The organism is Pseudoalteromonas sp. NH0006-26, from assembly GCF_057552415.1.
The window spans coordinates 184,136-206,664 of sequence record NZ_BAAJMJ010000002.1 but is presented as its reverse complement, the minus strand read 5'-3'; the positions used below and the strand labels follow the sequence as shown (position 1 = coordinate 206,664).

The 22,529-nt window shown below is 40.7% G+C and carries 19 protein-coding genes; 9 read left to right on the top strand and 10 right to left on the bottom strand.

The window, feature by feature from the left end:
• Positions 1–71: 71 nt before the first annotated feature.
• Both AC27JR_RS03640 and AC27JR_RS03635 read right to left on the bottom strand, forming a co-directional pair.
• Positions 72–1,352 (bottom strand): mechanosensitive ion channel family protein, encoded by a 1,281-nt coding sequence (locus AC27JR_RS03640; RefSeq protein WP_487172813.1) that lies wholly within the window; start codon positions 1,350–1,352, stop codon positions 72–74.
• A gap of 89 nt (positions 1,353–1,441) precedes the next feature.
• The gene (locus tag AC27JR_RS03635) at positions 1,442–3,331 is read right to left on the bottom strand and encodes an acetate--CoA ligase (RefSeq protein WP_076918401.1); all 1,890 of its coding nucleotides are present in this window, start codon (positions 3,329–3,331) and stop codon (positions 1,442–1,444) included.
• 196 nt (positions 3,332–3,527) lie between these two features.
• On the opposite strand from AC27JR_RS03635, the gene AC27JR_RS03630 reads away from it, so the two are divergent.
• Complete coding sequence (locus AC27JR_RS03630; protein WP_076918400.1) at positions 3,528–3,938, top strand: nucleotide triphosphate diphosphatase NUDT15; 411 nt, start codon at positions 3,528–3,530, stop codon at positions 3,936–3,938.
• Here the strand turns inward: AC27JR_RS03630 and AC27JR_RS03625 are convergent.
• A complete protein-coding gene (locus tag AC27JR_RS03625) occupies positions 3,935–4,696 on the bottom strand; it encodes a substrate-binding periplasmic protein (protein WP_487172812.1) in 762 nt (253 codons plus the stop codon). The genes AC27JR_RS03630 and AC27JR_RS03625 overlap by 4 nt on opposite strands.
• A gap of 94 nt (positions 4,697–4,790) precedes the next feature.
• Positions 4,791–5,789 (bottom strand): AraC family transcriptional regulator, encoded by a 999-nt coding sequence (locus AC27JR_RS03620; RefSeq protein WP_076918398.1) that lies wholly within the window; start codon positions 5,787–5,789, stop codon positions 4,791–4,793.
• A 96-nt stretch (positions 5,790–5,885) separates the two neighbouring features.
• Between AC27JR_RS03620 and AC27JR_RS03615 the strand changes: the two genes are divergently transcribed.
• Both AC27JR_RS03615 and AC27JR_RS03610 read left to right on the top strand, forming a co-directional pair.
• On the top strand, positions 5,886–6,329 hold the full coding sequence (locus tag AC27JR_RS03615) for an SRPBCC family protein (RefSeq protein WP_487172811.1): 444 nt from the start codon (positions 5,886–5,888) through the stop codon (positions 6,327–6,329).
• Positions 6,326–7,150: a sterol desaturase family protein gene (locus tag AC27JR_RS03610; protein ID WP_076918396.1), complete on the top strand. Its 825-nt coding sequence runs from the start codon at positions 6,326–6,328 to the stop codon at positions 7,148–7,150. The genes AC27JR_RS03615 and AC27JR_RS03610 overlap by 4 nt, the downstream gene beginning before the upstream one ends.
• A gap of 70 nt (positions 7,151–7,220) precedes the next feature.
• Here AC27JR_RS03610 and AC27JR_RS03605 read toward each other — a convergent pair whose 3' ends face one another.
• The 3 genes from AC27JR_RS03605 to AC27JR_RS03595 form a co-directional block, all read right to left on the bottom strand.
• A complete protein-coding gene (locus tag AC27JR_RS03605) occupies positions 7,221–9,410 on the bottom strand; it encodes a fasciclin domain-containing protein (protein ID WP_487172810.1) in 2,190 nt (729 codons plus the stop codon).
• A 144-nt stretch (positions 9,411–9,554) separates the two neighbouring features.
• Complete coding sequence (locus AC27JR_RS03600) at positions 9,555–9,938, bottom strand: hypothetical protein (RefSeq protein WP_076918394.1); 384 nt, start codon at positions 9,936–9,938, stop codon at positions 9,555–9,557.
• Positions 9,935–10,303, bottom strand: coding sequence for a hypothetical protein (locus tag AC27JR_RS03595; protein WP_487172809.1), 369 nt, complete (start codon positions 10,301–10,303; stop codon positions 9,935–9,937). The genes AC27JR_RS03600 and AC27JR_RS03595 overlap by 4 nt, the downstream gene beginning before the upstream one ends.
• Before the next feature lie 219 nt (positions 10,304–10,522).
• Between AC27JR_RS03595 and AC27JR_RS03590 the strand changes: the two genes are divergently transcribed.
• Positions 10,523–10,942 carry a VOC family protein gene (locus tag AC27JR_RS03590; protein WP_008464842.1) on the top strand — a complete coding sequence of 140 codons (420 nt, stop codon included), beginning with the start codon at positions 10,523–10,525 and terminating at the stop codon, positions 10,940–10,942.
• Positions 10,943–10,987: 45 nt separating this feature from the next.
• Here AC27JR_RS03590 and AC27JR_RS03585 read toward each other — a convergent pair whose 3' ends face one another.
• Positions 10,988–12,553, bottom strand: a complete 1,566-nt coding sequence (locus tag AC27JR_RS03585; protein WP_487172808.1) for a sensor domain-containing diguanylate cyclase — start codon at positions 12,551–12,553, stop codon at positions 10,988–10,990.
• A 147-nt stretch (positions 12,554–12,700) separates the two neighbouring features.
• Positions 12,701–13,579, bottom strand: a complete 879-nt coding sequence (locus tag AC27JR_RS03580) for an AraC family transcriptional regulator (protein ID WP_008111236.1) — start codon at positions 13,577–13,579, stop codon at positions 12,701–12,703.
• Positions 13,580–13,760: 181 nt separating this feature from the next.
• On the opposite strand from AC27JR_RS03580, the gene AC27JR_RS03575 reads away from it, so the two are divergent.
• The 5 genes from AC27JR_RS03575 to AC27JR_RS03555 all read left to right on the top strand — a co-directional run bounded on the left by AC27JR_RS03575 (position 13,761) and on the right by AC27JR_RS03555 (position 21,193).
• The gene (locus AC27JR_RS03575) at positions 13,761–14,906 is read left to right on the top strand and encodes an iron-containing alcohol dehydrogenase (RefSeq protein WP_008111234.1); all 1,146 of its coding nucleotides are present in this window, start codon (positions 13,761–13,763) and stop codon (positions 14,904–14,906) included.
• Positions 14,907–15,083: 177 nt separating this feature from the next.
• Positions 15,084–15,398 carry a hypothetical protein gene (locus AC27JR_RS03570; protein ID WP_131691615.1) on the top strand — a complete coding sequence of 105 codons (315 nt, stop codon included), beginning with the start codon at positions 15,084–15,086 and terminating at the stop codon, positions 15,396–15,398.
• 169 nt (positions 15,399–15,567) lie between these two features.
• On the top strand, positions 15,568–16,821 hold the full coding sequence (locus AC27JR_RS03565; RefSeq protein ID WP_487172807.1) for a TolC family protein: 1,254 nt from the start codon (positions 15,568–15,570) through the stop codon (positions 16,819–16,821).
• Positions 16,818–18,047: an efflux RND transporter periplasmic adaptor subunit gene (locus AC27JR_RS03560; protein WP_487172806.1), complete on the top strand. Its 1,230-nt coding sequence runs from the start codon at positions 16,818–16,820 to the stop codon at positions 18,045–18,047. The genes AC27JR_RS03565 and AC27JR_RS03560 overlap by 4 nt, the downstream gene beginning before the upstream one ends.
• Positions 18,048–18,055: 8 nt before the next feature.
• Entirely contained in the window at positions 18,056–21,193 is a 3,138-nt protein-coding gene (locus tag AC27JR_RS03555) for an efflux RND transporter permease subunit (protein ID WP_487172805.1), read from the top strand.
• Positions 21,194–21,262: 69 nt separating this feature from the next.
• Here the strand turns inward: AC27JR_RS03555 and AC27JR_RS03550 are convergent, their stop codons facing one another.
• Positions 21,263–22,495, bottom strand: a complete 1,233-nt coding sequence (locus tag AC27JR_RS03550) for a TMEM143 family protein (RefSeq protein WP_487172804.1) — start codon at positions 22,493–22,495, stop codon at positions 21,263–21,265.
• Between the last annotated feature and the right edge of the window lie 34 nt (positions 22,496–22,529).

The window sequence follows — 22,529 nt, the reverse complement described above, 5'->3', positions numbered from 1 at the left end:
TTCACTGAAAATCTCTGGCTAGAGAAAATAAACATAAATATCATTTTTGATTCAATATGTTAGTAAATCTCTTAACCAGAGTTCAGGTTAATTAGTTGACGAATGTCGCTTCCTGTTGGTGCTTCATGGGCACGTAACGAAAAGGCGGGTAAAACCGCTAATATATGATCAAATATATCTGACTGAATATTTTCATATTCACCCCAATTGGTGGTATTGGTGAATGCGTAAATCTCAATGGGTAACCCTTGGGTTGTTGGCGCTAATTGCCTTACCATTAAGGTCATACCCTGATGAATATGCGGGTGCTGTTTTAATAGCGCCACCAAATAGTGACGAAATGTACCCACATTAGTGAGCCTGCGGCCATTTAAAGTGCAGCTCATATCTACTTTTTTAGTCGTGTTCTGCTCGTTAATAGTCGATAGCGTACTTTCAAGATAATTGCTTAGCAAGTCAGCTTTTTTAAGAGCAACAAGTGCGGCTTCATCTAAAAAGTGCACACTACTCATTTCTAGATGAATGCTGCGTTTTATCCGGCGTCCACCAGAGTCTGACATACCGCGCCAATTTTTAAATGAGTCGGAGATAAGCGCATAAGTAGGAATGGTAGTAATGGTTTTATCCCAATTTCTTACTTTAACTGTGGTTAACGCAATATCAATAACATCACCATCGGCGCCGTACTTAGGCATTTCTAACCAGTCACCTACCGCCAGCATATTATTGGCAGAGAGCTGAATACCTGCTACTAATCCTAAAATAGCGTCTTTAAATACCAGTAATAACACCGCAGACAGAGCGCCTAAGCCACTTAGTAAAATTAATGGTGACTTATTCATCAACAACGAAACGGCTAAAATGGCAGTTAATACACTGGCAATAAGCTTAATTGTTTGCAAAAAGCCGCGCAGCGGAAAGTGAGCGCTTAGGGGGCGCTTATCGGAAATTGCTTGAAATATATCCAGTAACGAAAACAGCGAAAGCAAGGCAAATAAAATGATCCACTGATCGGTGATCATTTGAATCAAATACAAAAACGTAGTGCCTTCGGGTATCCATAGTTGCGCCTGAATAACAACGACCGCTCCTTGTAAAACAAATGAGATATTACGAGCGAGCTTCTTTGCTGAATATAAAGGACTTTTACTATCGGGTTGCGCTGCTTGTTCGCTAAAACGGTTTTTAACTAAGCGCTGAGAAATCAGCCTTAAAATAAGGTGTAATATTAATGCAAATAGCGCAATCCAAGCCAATACAATCAGGTCGTACCATAAAAAAGGGCTCCCCGGAAAATAATCGCCAAACCATTGCAGTAAAAAATCTCGCAGCTGTGCACGTGTTCCTGTCATTAATACTCCATAAGGGCGTTATTATTAATTACTGGTAGTTAAGCAGCTGTAATGTAAAAAGTCTATTTAAGACTTTTTACATTGTGTAGTTACAGTTTACTATGCTCGAGTTGCTGGCTAAGCTCTTCAAAAATACTTGGATCATCTATGGTTGAGGGTATTTGCAGTTCTTCACCATCAATTAACTGCCGCAGGTTTTTACGTAAAATTTTGCCAGAACGGGTTTTTGGTAACCGCTCTACACACATAATATTTTTAAGGCATGCAATAGCGCCAATTTGATTACGAACGGTTTGCACCAATTGCTGTTCTACCTCTTTATGTGAGCCATGAAAATCATTTTTTAGCACCACCATCGCCATTGGGTTTTGCCCTTTTAGCGCATCACTAATACCAAATACTGCACATTCAGCTACAGCTGGGTGCGCGGCAACAATTTCTTCCATTTCACCAGTGGATAAACGGTGCCCTGCAACATTAATCACATCGTCGGTGCGACCCATAATAAAGAGGTAACCATCGTCATCAATATAACCACCATCACCAGATAAGTAGTAGCCATCGTATTCGGCCAAATAACCAGCCTTAAAACGAGCCGTATTTTGCCAAATTGTTGGTAAACAGCCCGGCGGTAAAGGCAGTTTTATAACAACCGCACCTTGCTCATTAGGGGCACATTTATCCCCATTCATATCTAAAATTCGTACGTCAAATCCAGGCGTTGCAACCGTTGAACTTCCGGCTTTTGTAGGCAGGTGTTCAATGCCTACAGGGTTACACGCAATTGCCCAGCCGGTTTCGGTTTGCCACCAATGATCAAGTACCGGTAAGCCTGTTTTTTCTTTGAGCCAATCGTAGGTAGGTGGGTCTAAACGCTCTCCGGCTAAAAATAATCGTTTCAGACTAGACGTATCATACTTCTTAAATCCTTCGGCATTGGGGTCTTCTTTTTTAATCGCGCGAAACGCAGTGGGGGCACTAAATAAAGCATTCACTTTGTATTCTTCTACTACGCGCCAAAAAGCACTGGCATCGGGAGTTCTAACTGGTTTTCCTTCAAACAAAATAGTTGCGCATCGATACATAAGTGGCGCATACACAATATATGAGTGGCCTACTACCCAGCCAATATCAGAGGCGGCCCAAAACACGTCACCCGGTTTCATGCCATATACGGTTTCCATACTGTAATGCATAGCAACCGCATGACCGCCATTTTCACGCACCACACCCTTAGGTGTCCCTGTTGTGCCTGAGGTGTATAAAATATAAAGCGGATGATCACCACTGACCGCAACAGGCTCAACCGGTGTGGCCGTTTGCATTGCATCTGCCCAGTTTATGTCGCGATTAGCCGTTAGCGGAGCAGTGACTTGTTCACGCTGATAAATAATACAGTGTTCAACTTTATAGCTAGCAGCTTCAAGCGCGTTATCTAGTAATTCTTTGTATTCAATTACGGTATTTACTTCTACACCGCAAGAGGCACTGAGTACCAATTTGGGCTTGGCATCGTCAATCCGTACCGCTAATTCATGCGCTGCAAAGCCACCAAATACAACAGAATGAATAGCGCCAATTCGGGCGCAGGCTAACATACCAATTACTGCCTCGGGGATCATAGGCATATAAATCACTACGCGGTCGCCTTTAGTCACCCCTAAAGACTGCATTACCCCTGCAAATTTAGCGACCTCTTGCTGCAGTTGTAAATAGCTAAAACTGCGTTTGCTATTGGTAACCGGTGAGTCATAAATTAAGGCGGTCTCATTCCCATGCCCAGCGATTACATGTTGGTCTAATGCTAAAAAACAGCTGTTAAGTTGGCCGTCTGCATACCAGTGGTGCAGTCCTTGTTGATCTTGTGTATATGCTGTTTCTGGAGCCTTGTACCAAGGAAGTCGCTTACTTTGTGATAACCAAAACGCTGCCGGGTCTTGTTTAAACTCGTTGTAATGTTGTTTGTATTCACCTGACATAAAGGCTCCTGAGAAAAATATAATCTAACGTAATTTAAAACTAAGCGCTTTTTATCAATAGCGATATTCGACCATGGTCGGTTAAATAGTGAGCGACACTTTTGTTTTTTGGTTAACGTAATGATTGTATGGAACTAAAAGGTACCAACTAATGTAAAATGTAACTGTAATTAATGAAGAGTAATTGGATAAAAGAATGAATCAAATGGTCAGGGTAGGCGTTGCAGTAATAGTAATGCATGATAATAAAATTCTACTGGGTGAACGGATAGGCGCGCATGGTGCAAATACGTGGGCAACTCCTGGTGGGCACTTAGAATTTGGTGAAACGGTTGAGCAATGTGCTGTGCGTGAAGTAGCAGAAGAAACGGGCCTTGATGTTACTAATATTCGAAAACTCGATTTTACCAACGATATATTTAGCAAAGAGAACAAACATTATATTACTTTATATGTGCAAGCAGACTATGAGGGTGGTGAAGTGGTAAATAAAGAGCCACATAAATGTTTGCAGTGGCGTTGGTGCGATATTAATAACTTGCCTTCACCTTTGTTTGCCTCATTAAAAAATTATTTAGCACAGAGTTCCTTGCCCGCTGAGTATTAAAGTTTTTTTGGCATAGGAAGTTGCCATTTATTTAAAATTTGTTGATATTCACCGCTTTCTTTGATGGCATTTAACCTATCGCTAATAATTTTTGCTGTGTGTGAATCAAGTTGATTACTGGCTGCAAAATGCAAAGAAGAAGGTAATTCATCTAAATGGATGCGCTTTGAAATTAAATGAGGGTCGAGCCCGCTGCGCTTTAATTCGTTTTCAAGTGTGAGCGTGTTAGTAACGACAAAGTCGATACGATCTTTATATAGCATTTTCCAGAGCTGCTGATAATAACTCACTAATACCAAGTTTTCATTTTCAGTAAAACCTTGGGCTTCTAAATAGGCCTGCGCAGAGTAACCGCGAATAGTGGCTACTTTGTATTCTTTAGCGAAGTTTAAATGAATCACTTCATCTTTATGGCTGCGTAAGCTAACTAGGTATGCGTCTGCAAAGTAAACTTTACCCAGCCACTTAAATTGATGATGCCTGTTTGGTGTTTTTAGCAGTGACAGCATAATGGCATTAGGGTTGGCTTGTTGCTGCTGAAACATTCTAGCCATTGGCATTATTTCAAACTTTGCTGTTAAATCAGTCCCTTTTAGTACAGCTTTTGCGATATCAACCAATGCGCCCTGCGTTTCACCTTGGGGATTTTTAAAATGATAAGGCGGTAAATCTTCAGCGATGAAAGTAACTGGATTGGCGTTACAAACCGCGCTATAAAAAACCAATACAAAAACAGTTAACACCATACGCACAAGCATAAATAATTGTCTTTTAGGCAATACAATAATGCTAGTGTAAAGAAAATTAAGAAGAAGGTATATTGTAAATGTGTATTTTAAGTAATTAAGATGTTTAATTATTGTTTTTTATGAACTGTCGAGGTGAGCAATGATACCAGCGTTTAAAGGCACGATTAAAAGAGCTTTGATCATTAAATCCCAGCATAAATGCGATATTATTTAACGAATAATGAGGAATATAGGTTAATAAACGTCGTTTTTGCTCCTCTTCAAGCAGTTTAGCAAAGGTGGTTTGTTCTTTTTTTAAATAGCGTTGTACTGTGCGTGGCGTCATATTTAAGGCGGCGGCTGTTCTAAGCAAAGAGCAATCTTGTAAGTCATGTTTTGCCATTAAAATATGATTAATTTTTTCTGTTAATAATTGCTGACTTTTAAATTGGGAGAGCTGTTGCTCTGACATTTGCTTTAGCATCGCGTTGATTTGGCTGTTATCGGTTTTAAAGGGCAGAGTTAAGTAATTACTTGGAAACTCGATTTGATTAAAGCTAGCTCCAGCTTTTACTGGGCAATTAAACCAATCAGTTAATCGTTGTTGCTCGGTGTTTGAAAAGTGTGTTGAAAAATACACGCAGCTAGGAGAAAGTTGTGGATTAAGTAGTTGGCGTACCACACTGACCCATGCTGTCATATTTCGTAAAACAGCCTGTGGACTACATTGTGGATCGGCTAACCAAGTTATTTTACACAATGTTTGTTGTTGCTCAAACTGGGCGCGACCAATGTTAGCTACTAGGCTGTCGTAATTGAGCAGTGCAGTAATTGCACTGGCTAAATTAGTACTCGATTCAATTAAATACCCTAATATACCAAAATCAGCGGTGCGTATTTTTTTCCCTAATTCAAAGCCAAATAGGGGGTCGTTTAACGCTTGTTGTGCATAGTTAAGCAACGCATTATAGCTTTTTAAACTGATCCGCGGCGCCAATTGTTGTGATTGCTTATTAGTATACTCATTAAATTCAATCGCGTTTAAAACCGCATGACTAGCTAAGCCCTTGGCTTCAAGGTAATCCAAACAGCTACAAAAGTAATGATCGGCTAAGGTTTTCATTTGTCGCCTAAAGCTAAAAAATAGTCATCTAATCGCAAGTTTGCCACGGCATATTTTTATATGCTAGTGATCTATAAAAATAATAGGGCGAAGGTCATGGTGGAAATAAAGGTTAAGCGTACTGTGGCAGCAACGCCTGAGCAAATACGCAGCGTATTACTAGCGCATGCTGATTTAGGGCGGTTTTTTAATGCTCACTTTAAACTACTAACACCACAAGAGCCGGGTGAAATAAGTGGTGGGAAAGGCACGATTAGAGAAATAAAAATGCAAGGCTCTACCTTTAAAGAGCAAATAATAGCCGCAGATAATAGTCATATTAGTTACCGTATTACAGGCAGCAAGCCCGTTGCACAGCATCGTGGTGATATTTACTTAAATACCAATAACGAAGATCCATCACTCACCGAGATTAGCTATCATATTCGTTGCATTGCACCTTTTTGGCTACCCGATTTTATACTGGCTTTTTTTATAAAAAAAGATATTAGCCAAGCACTTAAAAAAATAGCCCGTTATTTTCAGGAGCGTGTTGTATGAGCATTGAAATTATTTTACTCGCACTGAGCCCTATTTTTTTGCTATTTGTTGCTATTGAGTTTATTAAATTTAGGCGTTATTACGATATAAAAGACAGCTTAGCCAACGCGTTACTGGCTTTATTACACCAAGGCGCTGATGCTATTGCGTTAATAGTGCTAATGCCGTTTTTTTACTGGCTGTATCAGTTTCGGTTATTTGATATTGAATTGACGGTACTGACCGTATTAGGTGCCTTTGTACTGCAAGACTTTTTATATTATTGGTTTCATCGTGCATCACACCATATACATTGGTTATGGGCTGCACATGTCGTACATCATAGCTCTACGAGAATGAATTTTACTACTGCGTTTAGACAAAGTTTAATGTATCCGCTTGCGGGCATGTGGCTGTTTTGGATGCCGATGATATTACTTGGTTTTGAACCTGTGATTGTTTTTGCCGTAGTTGCCCTTAATTTAGCGTATCAATTTTTTGTTCACACCCAAGTGGTAAAAAAGTTGGGTTGGTTTGAAAGCGTATTTAATACCCCATCGCATCATCGGGTGCACCACGCTATAAATAATGGCTACTTAGATAAAAACTTCGCTGGCGTTTTAATTATTTGGGATAAATTATTTGGCACTTATGTAGAAGAGGATGAAAATAAGCCGTGTAAATACGGAATTATTGGCCAACTAAACAGTAATAACCCGATTAAAATTACCTTTCATCAGTGGCAGCATCTCGTTAAAAGTAGCTATAGGGCAAACGGGTTAAAAGCTAAATTAAAAGTAGTATTTGGTTACCCAACAAGCTCTCAAAGTAGTAATAAGTAAGCCTATTTTTATATATAAAAGCCAGGAGTAAATAGCATCACTCCTGGCTTATCTCACAGTAAAACTTAATTTATTTAGCTGTTGTGATCACTGTATCAATTAAGTGAACAACGCCATTACTGGTGTAAATATCAGTAGTTGTTACATTACTACCCGCTACTTGTAGTGATGTAGCCGGCAAGCTTACTTGCCACCAAATATTGTTCACGGCTTGGCCATTGTTATCACCTACAGCGGTGTCACCTGCGTAAGTGTACAAAGGACGACCAAGATAAGCGACTTGCATGCTGTCATCTGAGCGAGCAATTAACGATAAACCTGGCACATTTTCAATTGACGCTGCAGTGCCAAGAACAGGTGGCCATGTTGTTGCGCATCCACCTTCACACACGCTCATTGCCTCACCTAAATCATTGTCGAACACATAAACTGTTTTACCTGGCATTGCATCGGCCATACCTGTTACTAAACGGTTGTTAGTTGTATCGTAAGCAATGCTGTCTGTTGCTGTATTTTCGGTGCTGGTAAAGTCAACAATGTTTACGCTCAACATATTTTCGGCAAGGGTAGTAACCATTTTTCCATTGGCTGCAAATGCATCTGTACTACCCACTTGAGCGCCTAAAACATGTTGAGTTAGTACACTAGTTAGTGCAGTAGTGTCAGCTAATAAAGCGTTTAAATCAGCGGTAGGAATTTTATTAAATGCAGCATTTGTCGGTGCAAATACTGTAAATGATTTTGTGGTATCGTTAAAAGTATCTACTAGTGATGCTGCTTGTAGAGCAGTGACCAAAGTAGACAATGCAGGTGTTTCAGTAGCCACTGTAGCAATTGTTTTAGTCGGAGTACCCACTTCAACCGGCGGCATAATCACTTTATTAAGTACATGAATTACGCCGTTATCAGCAGTTACATTCGCTGCTTTCACTGCTGCATCGTTAATAAACAGTGAGCTGTTCACGTACGATAAAGCAGCCATGTCACCATTTGCCATTTCTACTTTGTTGTTTTCGCTATTAGCAATAGTTACCGCTGCATCTGACAGTACAGTTGCGTCAGCAACAACGTGATAAAGTAAAATATCGCGTAATGTGTCTGTATCTGCTAAAAGCGCATTTAGTGTGTCCTCGCCTAGAGCATTAAACGCGGCATCAGTAGGCGCGAATACAGTAAATGTATTTGTAGGGTCGCTCACAACAGTGTCTAAACCTGTTGCTGCTAGTGCAGCGAGTAATGTTGTAAAACTGCCATTTTCAGTAGCAACATCAGCTATGGTGCCAAAGCTCTCTGGTAGCGCGACATCGCCAACGATCACAGAATCGATTACATGAATAACGCCGTTGGTGGTTTCTATGTCAGTCACCACCACGTTCGCACCGCCAAACATTAACATATTGGTGTCTGCATTTATCGCGATAGGGAGAGTATTTCCAAGCAGGGTTTCAGCTGACTGTCCATTTAAAGACATAGCCGTTACAGAGTCTACAGAGCCTGATAAAACATGTTGTTTTAAGATATCACCCAATACATCTGGGTTGGCGAGCAGCGTGTTAATCATTTTACTGCCTACCGCTTCAAACGCGGCATCAGTCGGTGCAAATACTGTAAACTGTGATGATTCATCAGACAGCGCAGCGGTTAAACCTGCAACATCAAGAGCTGCTAGCAAGGTACTAAAATCGCCAGCTTGCTGAGCTGTTTCAATAATATTGTTGGTTGGCGCAGTTTCTGACACTGTTTTAGGTGTGAGCACTGCATCTATAACATGAATAATTCCGTTGTCAGTCACAATGTCGGTCATTGTTACTGTACTAGTATTTACTAATAAATTTTCACCACTTAAAGATAAAGCAATGCTTTGTCCGTTAACAGTCTCAACGGTAGTACCCGCTAAACCAATAGCAGTTTGTGCATCCACTCTGCCAGAGACCACATGGTAAGTTAAAATTGAACTAAGCGTGTCTGTATCAGCTAATAAGTTATTAATCGTTTCTTCGCCCAGTAACGCAAATGCATCATCAGTTGGGGCAAATACAGTAAAGCTAGTAGTTAAATCATCAAGGGTTTCATCTAGACCGGTTGCTTCAAGTGCTGCAACAAGGGTGGTGAAATCTCCGGAGTCCTGTGCGGCATCAAAGACTGAGACAGCGGGTTGTGGATCTACAGTTACTGGGGCGTTGTTATCGTCATCGCTACTACAACCTTGAATGAGTAACAAGGGAAGTATGAGAGCACCGAGCTTAAATACTTTATTCATAATTGTTCCTTTAATCGAATGTTACAGTGTTACAGCTTTGTGAATGTTACGAGGCTATTTGCATTGTTGATCAAAAAAACTTGATTTATTTTCGTACAATTTAATAGATGTAGGGTTTTATTGAATTTTTATTCAAGAAAGCGTTTAAATTTTAGTTTTTTTACTGCGCGGTGCACCAAGTAAAATAAATACGTGGCAAATACATACGGATAAAAATGCACTAATCCCCAAAGCACCACCAAAACCATCAAGAATAGGCACTAGATAGGCAAAAAACAGTGAAAATATAATTGCTGAACTGGCAAGCGTATACACACCAAAACGGTGGGGAGCACTCATGCCAATAAATGTGCCGCCAAAAAAGACGATGCTATATAGCTCAGCGTTGAAACTAAATTGTGCAAATATTAAATAAGCAATAATGGATAGGGCTGCAGAGGCTCGGATCCCATCAAAGCGATTATGTTTAGCCAAGTAAAAGGTTAAAAACGCCCCTAACAATGCAAGCAGCGGATAAATAAGTGTCATATTATTAACTCCTTGGCTAAAACAAATAAGGCGACGCTAGCAAATGCAATGCTACCTAATCGTCCGCCAAACCCCGAAAATACATTAATGGTGAGTGTGTATAAAACAGCACCAATGGCAGAAATAATCGCAATTTCGCAGTATTCATTAATTAAACTAGTGGAGCACATACCGGCAAAACTGCCTGCATAAATAGCTGCATAGGGGTGGTTTTTGTAATCTGCAGGAAATGGAATAAATGAACCGATAAGCCCTGTTAAACCGGCAGATACAACAATAGGTAATGCGAATGTGGTATGCATTACAAAACACGACAAGCAGCCGATAAAAAAGGTGATGAATTTTAAAAGTATGAATTTAGTCATGGCGCGCACATAATAATGTATCAGTTTTAGCTTTAATAGTTAAAAACTGCGATTTAAGACTAAAATCGATATACCACAGCTAAAAGGTGAATTATTACTATTGAAGATTAGCAATATGCAACGAATGACTAAAAATAACACTGTTAATGTTCTATAAATTGCAAATTATGTATAATGCAGCATATTTCATATATTAAAAGTTATAACCTAAGGTAATTTATGTCTAACTGTTTACATCTGGCTATCCCTGCTGGTGATCTTGAAAAAGCGAAAGCGTTTTACTGTGACGTACTCGGCTGTAAAACCGGCAATAGTGAAGCGGGGCGATGGGTAGACATTGATTTTTGGGGTAATGAATTAACCCTGCATCAAAGTGTTGAGCGTTTACCTACGGTTCGTCACGACGTTGATATGGGCGCGGTGGCTGTCCCTCATTTTGGTATACATTTATCAGAGAACGAGTTTCAAGGACTTAAGCAACGCATTGCCGATGCCGGCCTTGAATATTTAGATCAGCCTTACCGTCGTTTTGTTGGTGATGAGTTTGAGCAAGAAACCTTTTTTATTGAAGATCCTAACGGTAACGTGCTCGAAATGAAAACCATGGTTAATCCTGAGGTACTATTTAAAAAGGATTAGACTGTAGCTGAGCTAGTCTTATTGACTAGCTCATGTTTTATGTTTTTAAATAGCGGCGACTACCATTTTTTCAGTCTGCTTCGCCTTTCTTTGTAATTTCTGTTTATACATCGCTTCATCACCCGCTTTTAAAACTGTGTCTAAGTTATCAGGTGGCTGAGTATAGCTAGTTTGCCCAACACTGGCGTAAATGGAAATGGTATGGCCCTGATGCTCTATAGTTAACTGGTTTAATTGTTGCTCTAGGGTGTTAACTCGCTGGTTAATTTTTTCGTTGCTATTAAATAATGCCATGGCCACAAATTCATCGCCTCCTAAGCGGCCAACGGCATCTTCAGTGCGCATATGTTGACTAAGTGACTCTGCAACTTTGCACAGTACTTTGTCGCCCACATCATGACCATAAGTATCATTAATTGCTTTAAAACGGTCTAAATCTATATATAAAAAACATAAAACGCCTCCTCGTTGCTTGTGCTCTGCTAGTAAGTCGTTTGCTTTTAAGCTCCAACCGCGACGATTGTATATATGGCATAAGTGATCAAAGTTAGCGTGTCGTTCAGCTTGTTTTTTTGCATAACTTAACCTTTGAATTCGTCTGCCGACGGCAATAGCCAGTAATAAAGATTCAATTGTAAACGCAATAACAAATCCATAGCGTTGAATGAACGGGCTGTAATCGGTTAGTAGTACTCTAAACACCATACTAATAAACACACTTGCCAGTGCTATAAATACCAAGTTTGCTTCATTAACACCGTACTTTGTTTGTATCGCGCTGAGGATAAAAATAGTCATGACAATAAATAATGATAAATAGCCGGTTACTGCAGAGGTAATATTGGTTATGAGTGGCAGATCGAGGGCTATTTTTTGTAAGCACAAAGTCAGTACGCATAAGGCGGCAACTTTTAATGTATTGCTTATCTTTGGAAAGTATTTAGGTAGCTCTAATAGTGCGCTCATAAACCATGTAGCACTGATTATAGTTAAACCAATACTTAACGTGTAAAGATGGCTTACGTACACAGAGTAGTACTGCTGTGTAAATAAATAAGGCTGTCCTTCTTGAAAGAATATAAAACTAGCGATGCAAAAAATATAAATGCCATACAGTTTAAAAAGAGGGTCTTTTATGCCGTGCCCTATAATTAATGCATAAAAAATAAGTGTGGCGCAAAGACCATAAAAAATGCCAAAAATAAGGTTGTAGCGTTGTGTTTTTTCGACAAAAGGCTGTGTATCTGACCAAGTAAAGCGAGGAGTATAAGCCGCTGAGGTGGTAATCGAAAGCTGTGCAGTAAAAACGCCTGGGTCCATTAAAATTGCCATCTGATTGGTTTTTAAAGGTGTTTTATATACTGAATTTTGCTGCCACGAAAAGTCTTTAAGTGCAGGACGAGTAAATGAAAACACCCCGCCTTGGTTTAAGTTACAGCTTAATTCGAGATGATTGATACCGTTTTTAAGCTTAATATTTGAGACAACTTCTTTGGACAAAGACACCGATGTGTTTGTTGCACTTACACTGAGCTGGCAATGCTCTTGCGCAAAAGTAACGCTACTAAATAGCAGAGTAAAAGCGCATATAAAAATGCTAAACCTAACCATGAGAGCGCTTAACATGCTCAAAAAACTCCTTGTCTTTATCGTACAATTTATTGCTACTAAGTAGACGAATACTTTTAAACTATATTAACAAAGTCTAATGATAAAGTATTTAAATAATGACTTAGCGCAAGAATGGGTTATTTTTAATCACACATGTATTTCACTGGGGGTTTTATTGAAGTGGCGTTTAAACTCACGACTAAATTGTGACGCACTGGTGTAACCTACTTTAAATGCGGCCTCGTTAGCTTTACTGCCAGAGGTGGTTATTAATTCTTTTGCTTTAGCTAAGCGTACTTTTTTTAAATACTGCAAAGGGGATTCAAACGTAACTTGTTTAAAAGCACGGTGAAAAGATGACACACTCATATTCACTTCTTCAGCTAAGTGCTCTACGGTAATAGGGCTTGCGTAATTGCTATGTAATGTTGATAAAGTACGCGCTATGCGCGCGTAATGGCCATCGTGCATTGCAAGCCCAATTAAGGTATGCCCTTGAGGGCCACACAGTACTCTAAATACTAATTCCTTAACTATATCGCCACCAAATACCTCAGCCTCAAGCGGATTGTTTAACACTGTTAACAGTCGGTGAGTGACTTGCTCCATGGCCATATCTAAAGCGGCACTTTGTACCGCTCCGCTTTGCGTTAACGGTGGTGAAATAGGCTTATGTTGCATCATTTGGCTAACCAATTTGTGCAGCATGGCTGGGTTTATATCAACTGCAATACCCATTACCGGCAAATCATTATCAGTAAACGCTTCACATTCTAGTGGTACTGGCACTCCTAGTACTAAATAATCGCCTGCACCATACTGAATTTGATGCTCAGGGAAGTGAATAATTTTATGTCCTTGGCCAACGATAATAATACCTGAATTATAAATAAGCGGCTGACGCGCTGAGCTTTTTGTCGCGCGATGAAAGTACACCCCTGGAATAATTGTTTCCATGGTACCTTCAAAGCTGAGCAACTTATTATGCTCTGCGTATTGTTGTAACAAAGTGGCGATGGTCGTCATAAGGGCGGCTTAAATTAACGGTATTTGGCGTAAAATAACAACGCTGATAGTTTTAGGCAAGCTTTTGGCAGTTATTAGGCTTTTTATATATGTACTATGCCATTATTATGCATTTATCAACACTTTATTTAAGAATTGATAAGGTGCTTAGTAATTAACCGTCCCCTTTAGGAGCAAAATAATGAAATTTAGCTACGTAAATCCCACTTTAATTCAATTTGGTCAGCAACAAATTGCCGCACTTACTGATTTGATCGCAAAAGATCAAAAAGTATTAGTTGTGTACGGTGGCGGTTCTATTAAAAAGAACGGTGTGTACGACCAAGTTGCAGCAGCACTTGAAGGTTTTGATTGGGTAGAGTTTTCGGGCGTAGGTGCTAACCCAACAATTGAAGTACTAGACCAAGCAGTAAAAATTTGTAAAGAACAAGATATCGATTTCGTATTAGGTGTAGGCGGCGGCTCTGTAATAGACGGCGTTAAATACATTGCAGCATCTGCTGTATATGATGGCGAAGGTTGGGATATTCCTACAGGTAAGCACACAATTACCAGCGCATTACCTATAGGTGCGGTACTTACATTGCCAGCAACGGGTTCTGAGTCTAATCAAAATTCAGTAGTAAGCAAAGAAGCTACGAAGCAAAAACTACCGTTTGCATCTCCAGAAGTATTACCAAAATTTGCCATTATGGACCCTGATGTAATGAAAACATTACCGCAGCGCCAGCTTGTTAATGGTTTAGTAGATGCATGGGTACATACCTGTGAGCAGTACCTAACATTCCCAGAAGGTGCACTTGTTCAAGAAGGTTACGCAGAGGCATTGTTAAAAGCGCTTAAAACATTGGGTGATAACTTTGAAAACCAAGACGATGCATGGCGTGCAAACCTTATGTGGGCTGCAAACCAAGCACTTAACGGCTTAATTGGTTCTGGCGTATCACAAGATTGGGCAACCCACATGATTGGCCATGAGCTTACAGCTGCTTACGGCGTTGATCATGCACGTTCACTGGCTATTGTTCAGCCTTCTTTACTGCGCAACCAATTTACAGTTAAAAAAGCAAAACTAGAACAAATGGGTAAAAACGTATTTGGTCTTGCACAAACAGATGATTTAGCAGAGCAAACAATTCAAGCAATTGAAGCGTTTTACCACAGTCTTGATGTAGCCACTGAGCTTACTGAGCATGGCGATGATAAAGCGGCTGCCATTGATAATATTATTGGCAAACTAGAAGCGCATGGCATGGTTGCCCTTGGTGAAAACCAAGCTATTACGTTAAAAGAAAGCCGTGAAATTTTAGAGCAAGCGGTTGCTTAATAACGGTTAATATTGACCGCTAAGATTGGTTAGCGGCTTTTTGCAGCAAAATAAGATTGAATGAAATAAAATTTTATTTTGCTGCATTACTTTTTTAGGTATTTTCAGGTACAGTGCTGAATTAGATAAGTAATGAGCTTAACTAATCGTGTATTTCAATAAGGAATTCGTTTAACTGTGCGTTCAAATCGTTTTTTAATTGTAATGTTACTTGTGCTTGTGCATAGCTTTATAAGCTGTGATGGCGCCGCGTACCATTTACAAGAAGACGTTGATCACGTAAATAGCTCATTTTCGCAAAGTAGCGAAACTGCTGATGATAACGACAGCGCCCCAACAGCAGAAATACATGCTCACCAGCATTGCCACAGTGGCTATAGCCACAGCTCAAATCACTCAATAACTCCCGAGAAAAGTAAACCAACTTTAGCGACATGCTATCACGGCTTACATTATCCACCAGACGTACCGCCACCGAATTTATTTAGTTAGTTTTTAATTTATTTCAATTAATTAGTGTGCTTTTAGCTGCTTACGCGTAAGCGTTTAATGGGCTGTTATAGGCATGTTTAGATTGCTGATCATTTTACACTGTCGCTATTTTTTGCGTAGTTTTGAATGGTTTGCAGTGAACTCTGTTTATTAAAAACGGACAAGCTATATGAATAAAAAACCAATTATGCTGGTGGCGATACTGTGCGCGCTGCCTGCTTTTAGTGCGTTTGCAAATGTTAAAACGTTAACCCTAAAACAAGCATTGATAAATACCGAGCAACAAAATCCGCTATTAAAACGTTACCCTTATCATCAAAAAATACTCAGCGCGCTTAAATCTCAAGCGGCACTTTCGCCTAACCCTATCTTAAATATAGAAGCTGAAAATCTGCTGGGGACAAACGATGCAGGTGGTGTGCAAGACGCTGAAATAGCCTTGGCATTTAGCCAGCTTATAGAGCTTGGAGATAAACGCCAAAGCCGTATAAATTACGCTACGGCAAACATTAAAGCCCAAGCAATACAATATCAAAATACTCGTTTAGCCTTATTGGCAACCACTGGTGAGCGGTATTACGAGGCGCTTAAATTTCAAACTTTACTTTCTCTCAATAGCGAACGACATCAGGTTGTAAGCCAAGCACTTAAAGCAATAACGCAACGAGCTGATGCCGGCGCTGTATCGCAAGCGGATGTAACCCGTATGCGTTATGCGCTTAGCCAAGTTGAGCTTGATAAAGCGAAGCTAAATAGTGAATTTGAGCGAGCGCGTTTATCGCTCAATGAGCTATGGAGTGAGCAACATGATTACACGGATTTAGCGGGAAATATTAATACATTAATAACGCTTAAATCTGAGCAAGAGTTACTTGATGCGGTTAACCAAGCGCCTGATTTTGCAATGTTACAGCAGCAATACTTACAACAAGCGGCCAACTTAGCGCTGCAAAAAGCCAATGGGCAAAGCGATATTAATATAGGTGCAGGCGTGAGCTACAACCAGCAAAACAATACCAGTTCGTTGCTGTTTTCGTTTTCAATGCCATTGCAATTGAGTAACTCAAATAGCGGTAATATTGAAGCAGCTAACAGTCAGTTAGCATTGTTACGTGAGCAGCAAGGACTGTTACGGGTTCAATTACGTCAGCAAGTTCGTACTTTGTATGCCTATTACCAAGGTAAGATGTTACAGGCACAGTTGTTATCTGGGCAAGTTATTCCCCAAGCGCAAACACTGATTGAGCAAAGCTTAAAAAGCTATCAACGCGGACAAATTTCGGTGTTGCAATTGCTCGATGCTCAACAAGCCCTTTTTGACTCTAAACGCGCGTTGATTAATAGCTATGCAGCATTATATCAGACCCATCTCGCACTTGAGCGTTTAACTGGCCAATCTTTAACTGAGACTTTTCAATCATGAACAACACTTTTATCGCATTATTAGTATTTCTCTCGTTTGTAGCTAGCTTAACAAGCACATATGTATTTGCCTCAGCAGAACATGACCAAACAGAGCAAACCCAAAAACAAGGTCCACACGGCGGCTTTTTATTAACCAACGAAAAGCTCACTCTTGAGTTAAAGCTGCAAGAATTGGCAGGTAAAGTTGAGCTGCGCGTATATGGTTATGAGCAAAAACAGCCGGTAGATGTGAACGATTTAAGTATAGAAATGAACTTAAAACGCTTAGTAGAAGCGCCACAAAAAATACAATTTACCCGTGAGAATGGCTACCTTGTTAGCACGCAATCGATAAATGAACCACATTCATTTGAGCTTTTGATTACTGCCAATTATAAAGGTGAGCACGTCAGCTTTGAGTACTCTCAGCACGAAGGCCAAACTGTGCTTAGCGAGCGAGCAATTAAAGGTGCGGGCATTAAAACAGAGATAGCACAAAGTGGCGAGGTTGATATTTCCGACACGCTGTTTGGTGTTATTGCACCGACACAGCATGGCACAGTAGAAATTATGGCGCCATATACCGGATTGATCAGCGATATTTTTGTCAGTATTGGTCAAAACGTTCAAAAAGGCGATGTACTGGCCAGCGTCACCAATCGCGAAACTTTGCAAAACTACAGCATTAAAAGCCCTATTAGCGGTGTGGTAACCGAACAATATTTAAAGCGTGGCGAACTGGCAAGTGCTCGTGCGCTAATGCAAGTCGTGAACCTTGATAAAGTATGGGTTGAGCTCTCAGCCTTTCCTGAAAATATTGAAAACCTAGCCATTGGTCAAAGCGCTATCGTTTACGATTTACATCATCATTTAAATGCCCAAGGTAAGGTGTTTTTTATAGCACCTATGATGACTGGCGGGCACATTGCACGTGCCCGTATTGAGCTTAATAACCCAGATGGTCATTGGCGTCCAGGTATGCATGTTAATAGTGATGTCAGTATCGATAAAGTTAATGCCCGCGTGCGTGTAAAGCCTGAGGCTATTCAAGAGTTTAATGGTATGACGAGTGTGTTTGTGCGTAAAAATAGTGTATTTGAAGTACGCCCTGTTACTTTAGGCGCAAAAAGTAGCGAGTGGGTTGAAGTGATCGCGGGTTTAAGCCCAGGTAGCGAGTACGTCACAACCAATAGCTATGTGATCAAAGCCGACATTTTAAAAAGCGGCGCAAGTCACGCACACTAGGAGGTACCATGATTAACTGGATTGTTTCTTTTGCGGTTAAACGCCGCATGATGGTACTGGCACTAACATTTTTATTTGCTGGGTTTGGTGTGTATAACATCCAAAACTTAGCGGTAGATGCTGTACCCGATATTACCAATGTACAAGTGCAAATTAACTCTAAAGCGCCTGGTTTTACGCCGCTTGAAGTTGAGCAGCGTATCACTTACTTAGTCGAAACAGCGATGGCGGGTATTCCTAAGCTTGATTATACCCGTTCGCTTTCTCGCTATGGGCTTTCTCAAGTAACCGTTATTTTTGATGAAGGCACCGATATTTATTGGGCGCGTCAGCAAATTGGTGAGCGTATTCAAAGTATTCGCGCCGATTTACCTAATAATATTGAGCCAAACCTTGGGCCTATTGCCAGTGGTTTAGGTGAAATATTTACCTATAGCGTGCATGCAAAACCCGATGCATTAAAAAACGATGGTACGGCGTATAACGCCGAAGATTTACGTACTTTGCAAGATTGGGTTATTCGTCCGCAGCTTTTAAAAGTAAAAGGCGTAACCGAAATAAACAGCCAAGGTGGTTTTGAGCGCCAGTATCAAGTTGCGCCCATGCCAGAAAAGCTGATTGCTTATAAGCTGACAATTAAGGATGTTATAACCGCTCTTGAGCTTAATAACAGCAACCGCGGGGCCGGTTATATAGAGCGCTTTGACGGCCAATATTTGGTGCGCTCGCCTGGGCAATTAAAAACATTAGCGGATATAGCAAACACCGTTATCGCCAAGCGTGATGATGCCCCTGTGCGAATTAAAGACGTGGCAAATGTATACTTAGGAAAAGAGCTTAGAACCGGCGCGGCTACCTATAATGGCGAAGAAACCGTATTAGGCACGGCAATGATGTTAATTGGTGAAAACAGCCGTGTGGTTGCTAAAGCCATGGCTGATAAGCTTATACAAGTACAAAAAAGTTTACCTGCAGGGGTTATTGTTGAGCCTGTTTATGACCGCACCAATCTGGTTGATAAAACCATCGCTACAGTACAAAAAAACCTGTTTGAAGGGGCGGTATTGGTCATCGTCATTTTATTGTTATTGCTTGGGAATATCACTGGTGCGCTTATTACCGCCATGGTTATTCCGCTCAGTATGCTATTTGCTATTACTGGCATGGTGGGCAATCGAGTCTCAGGTAATTTAATGAGCTTAGGTGCAATCGACTTTGGATTAATTGTAGATGGCGCGGTGATTGTGGTTGAAAACTGCCTTCGTCAATTAGGGATGGCTCAACATAAACATGGCCGCTTACTTACGCTCAGTGAGCGTTTAGAGGTTGTCACTTCAGCCACCAAAGAAGTATTTAGCCCCGCGGTATTTGGTATTTTAATTATTATGTTGGTGTATTTACCGCTTTTTGCGCTCAGTGGTGTTGAGGGCAAAATGTTTCAGCCCATGGCGTTTACCGTGGTTGCCGCATTAATAGGTGCACTTATTTTTGCTGTTACCTTTGTGCCGGCGGCTATTGCCATATTTGTGCGTGGTAAAGTAGATGAAAGCGAAAACGCAGTAATGCGTGGCGTTAAAAAAATATATAAGCCACTGCTTAACTTATCGCTTAAATTACCGTGGGTGATGGTGAGTATTGCCACTGTTTTGGTATTAGTGCTTGGCTTTAAAGTTAAAAATATGGGCGCCGAATTCTTACCGCAGCTAGATGAAGGTGACATTGCAATGCATGCGCTGCGTATTACTGGCACCGGTATTGAACAATCGGTGCAAATGCAAAAGCAGTTGGAGCAGGCTTTATTAGAGCAACCTGAAATTGCGAACGTATTTTCAAAGATTGGCACCGCGGATGTAGCCAGCGATCCTATGCCGCCTAATGTTGCCGACACTTTTTTAATGTTAAAGCCGCGTGCGCAATGGCCTGATCCATCACTAAGTAAAGACGCGTTAGTGCAGCGCATTCGTCATCGTGTGAATGAGGTACCGGGTAATAACTATGAATTTACCCAGCCTATAGAAATGCGCTTTAACGAGTTAATTGCCGGTGTGCGTGCCGATGTAGCGCTGCGTATTTACGGTGATGATTTAGCCATACTTAAGCAGTTTGGCGAAAAAGCCACCGGTTTAATGCGAAATATTACTGGTGCTACCGATGTTCGTTTAGAGCAAATGGAGGGCTTGCCTACACTTTCTGTTACCCCAATGCGAGACCATATGGCGCTATTAGGATTAACCGTAAACGACATTCAACAAACTCTTGCCGCTGCTGTTGGTGGGGTGCAAACAGGGCTAATTTATGAGGGTGATAAGCGCTTTTCGTTATTGGTGCGCTTAGATAAGCGTTGGTCTGAAGATGTCTCTGCGCTTGCGCGTTTACCTATTGCGTTACCTCAAAGTAGTAACCCTGAACTTGCATTTGTACCGCTTGGAGAAGTGGCTACAATCAGTATTGAAAAAGGCCCTAATCAAATAAATCGCGAAAGCGGCAAGCGCAATGTGGTAGTAACAGCTAATGTAACAGGACGCGATTTAGCCAGCTTTGTAAGAGATGCCCAAGCGACTATGAACGCACAACTTAACCTACCCAGCGGTTATTGGCTTGAATACGGCGGTACGTTTGAGCAATTACAATCGGCGAGTAAACGGCTATCGTTGGTAGTGCCTGTGACTTTATTGCTTATTTTTGGCTTACTTTATAGTGCCTTTGGCTCGCTGCGTGATTCACTGATTATATTCAGTGGCGTACCACTGGCACTAACCGGTGGGCTTTTAGCATTATTGCTACGCGACATGCCGCTTTCTATTTCAGCGGGTGTGGGATTTATTGCGCTAAGTGGGGTTGCGGTATTAAACGGTGTGGTGATGCTGTCGTTTATTAAGCAATTACGAAATGAGGGGGTAAGCTTATACCATGCAATACACAGCGGGGCATTGCAGCGATTACGCCCAGTGCTAATGACCGCGCTTGTGGCTAGTTTAGGCTTTATACCTATGGCGCTAAATACCGGTACCGGCGCTGAAATACAACGGCCTTTGGCAACCGTGGTAGTAGGTGGAATTATATCATCCACTTTGCTCACGTTGTTAATTTTACCAGCACTTTATAAATTAGTGCATGCAAAATTTAAAAAGCAGCAAACAGCTTAATTACCAATTAGGTAATAACGTAAAAAGCAGCTGAAGTGTCAGCTGCTTTTTTGTTGTGTAACTAGTTGCTTAGTTATATTGAAACAGGTTATCCCAGCGCTCATCTAATATGACTTTTGCGTACTCTAGATTTACTGCGTTATATAGGGTGTTTGTGCAGGTTACTAAATGCATACGTTCAAGTTTTTCAAGCGCGTCGCTAATTTCAAAATCTAACTCGCATTGATACTTAGTTTTAAACCACGTTTCTATTTGCTCATCAAGCGCGTGTGCGCTTAAGCCATTTTTAGATTTTAGTAAAAACGTATACGCAAGCAGGGCTTCTTTTATATCTTCTTCTTCAGCGGCGTCTATTAGTGTATGAAAAACCCCCGCGTTGTTATCTAGGTTTTTGAAGTACAGATTATCGCTCAGCGCTTTCATAAATTTAATTTTACGGTTTTTAAATTTACTCCACTCTTTAAAAACAAAACTACCAAATACCCCAATACCAATGGCTAACGAAATAAAGTGCTGCTGAGTCATGGTAACGGCTTCATCTCTAAACCCTCCCCAAAATGCAAACAAAGCAAACAATAAAAGTAATGAGGCGCCCAACTTGGTAACTAACACCACCGCACCGCCAATAAGTGCAGATGAGCCAATAATCACTTTATCAATAGGACGCATACGCACTTCACTATTCGGAAATAGCATTTCCAGATCGGCTTTTGGCACATTTTGAAATAGTTTTACTATGGTTGAACTGGGCTCAAACCCCATAGGTAGTTTATTTTTTGATTCAAAATAGGCTTTATCTTTAAAGCGAATAAATACCGCCACACGGTCGTAATTAGTAAAATGCAGTGGCTTTTTTCGTAACCCCCAAAAACTGGTTATGGTTTCGCTCAGCTGTGATTCGCCTCGGCGATAAAAAACCACTTCTTCAAAATCCTCAAACTCCACCTCAAGGCGTACTTTAAAAAGTGATTCTTCGTTGAGTGCATCTTGTAAGTCTTGATGGGTGATCACTTCAAAATTAGCCGCGTTTAAAACATTGGCAAAATCTCTAGCAAAATCGCGTTGGCACTGGGCTTTTTGCTCATCAGTCACACTGTTTATTAAACGGGTATCGCTATTTGGATCAAAAGGCGCGTAATTGTTTTTTAATGACTCAAGTGTGCCGTGGTACTGAAAGTGAATTAAGCTGGCTAAAAGTTCACAAAGCTGCTTAAAAGAGGTTTGTTGATCTTTATTAAGCTCTTTGGCGCACATTGTAATGATGTCGTGTTTTCTAAATGGAATGTAGCGAGCAGTTTGCATACAGTGATAATTTTTAAAAGTATAATGTCATGTA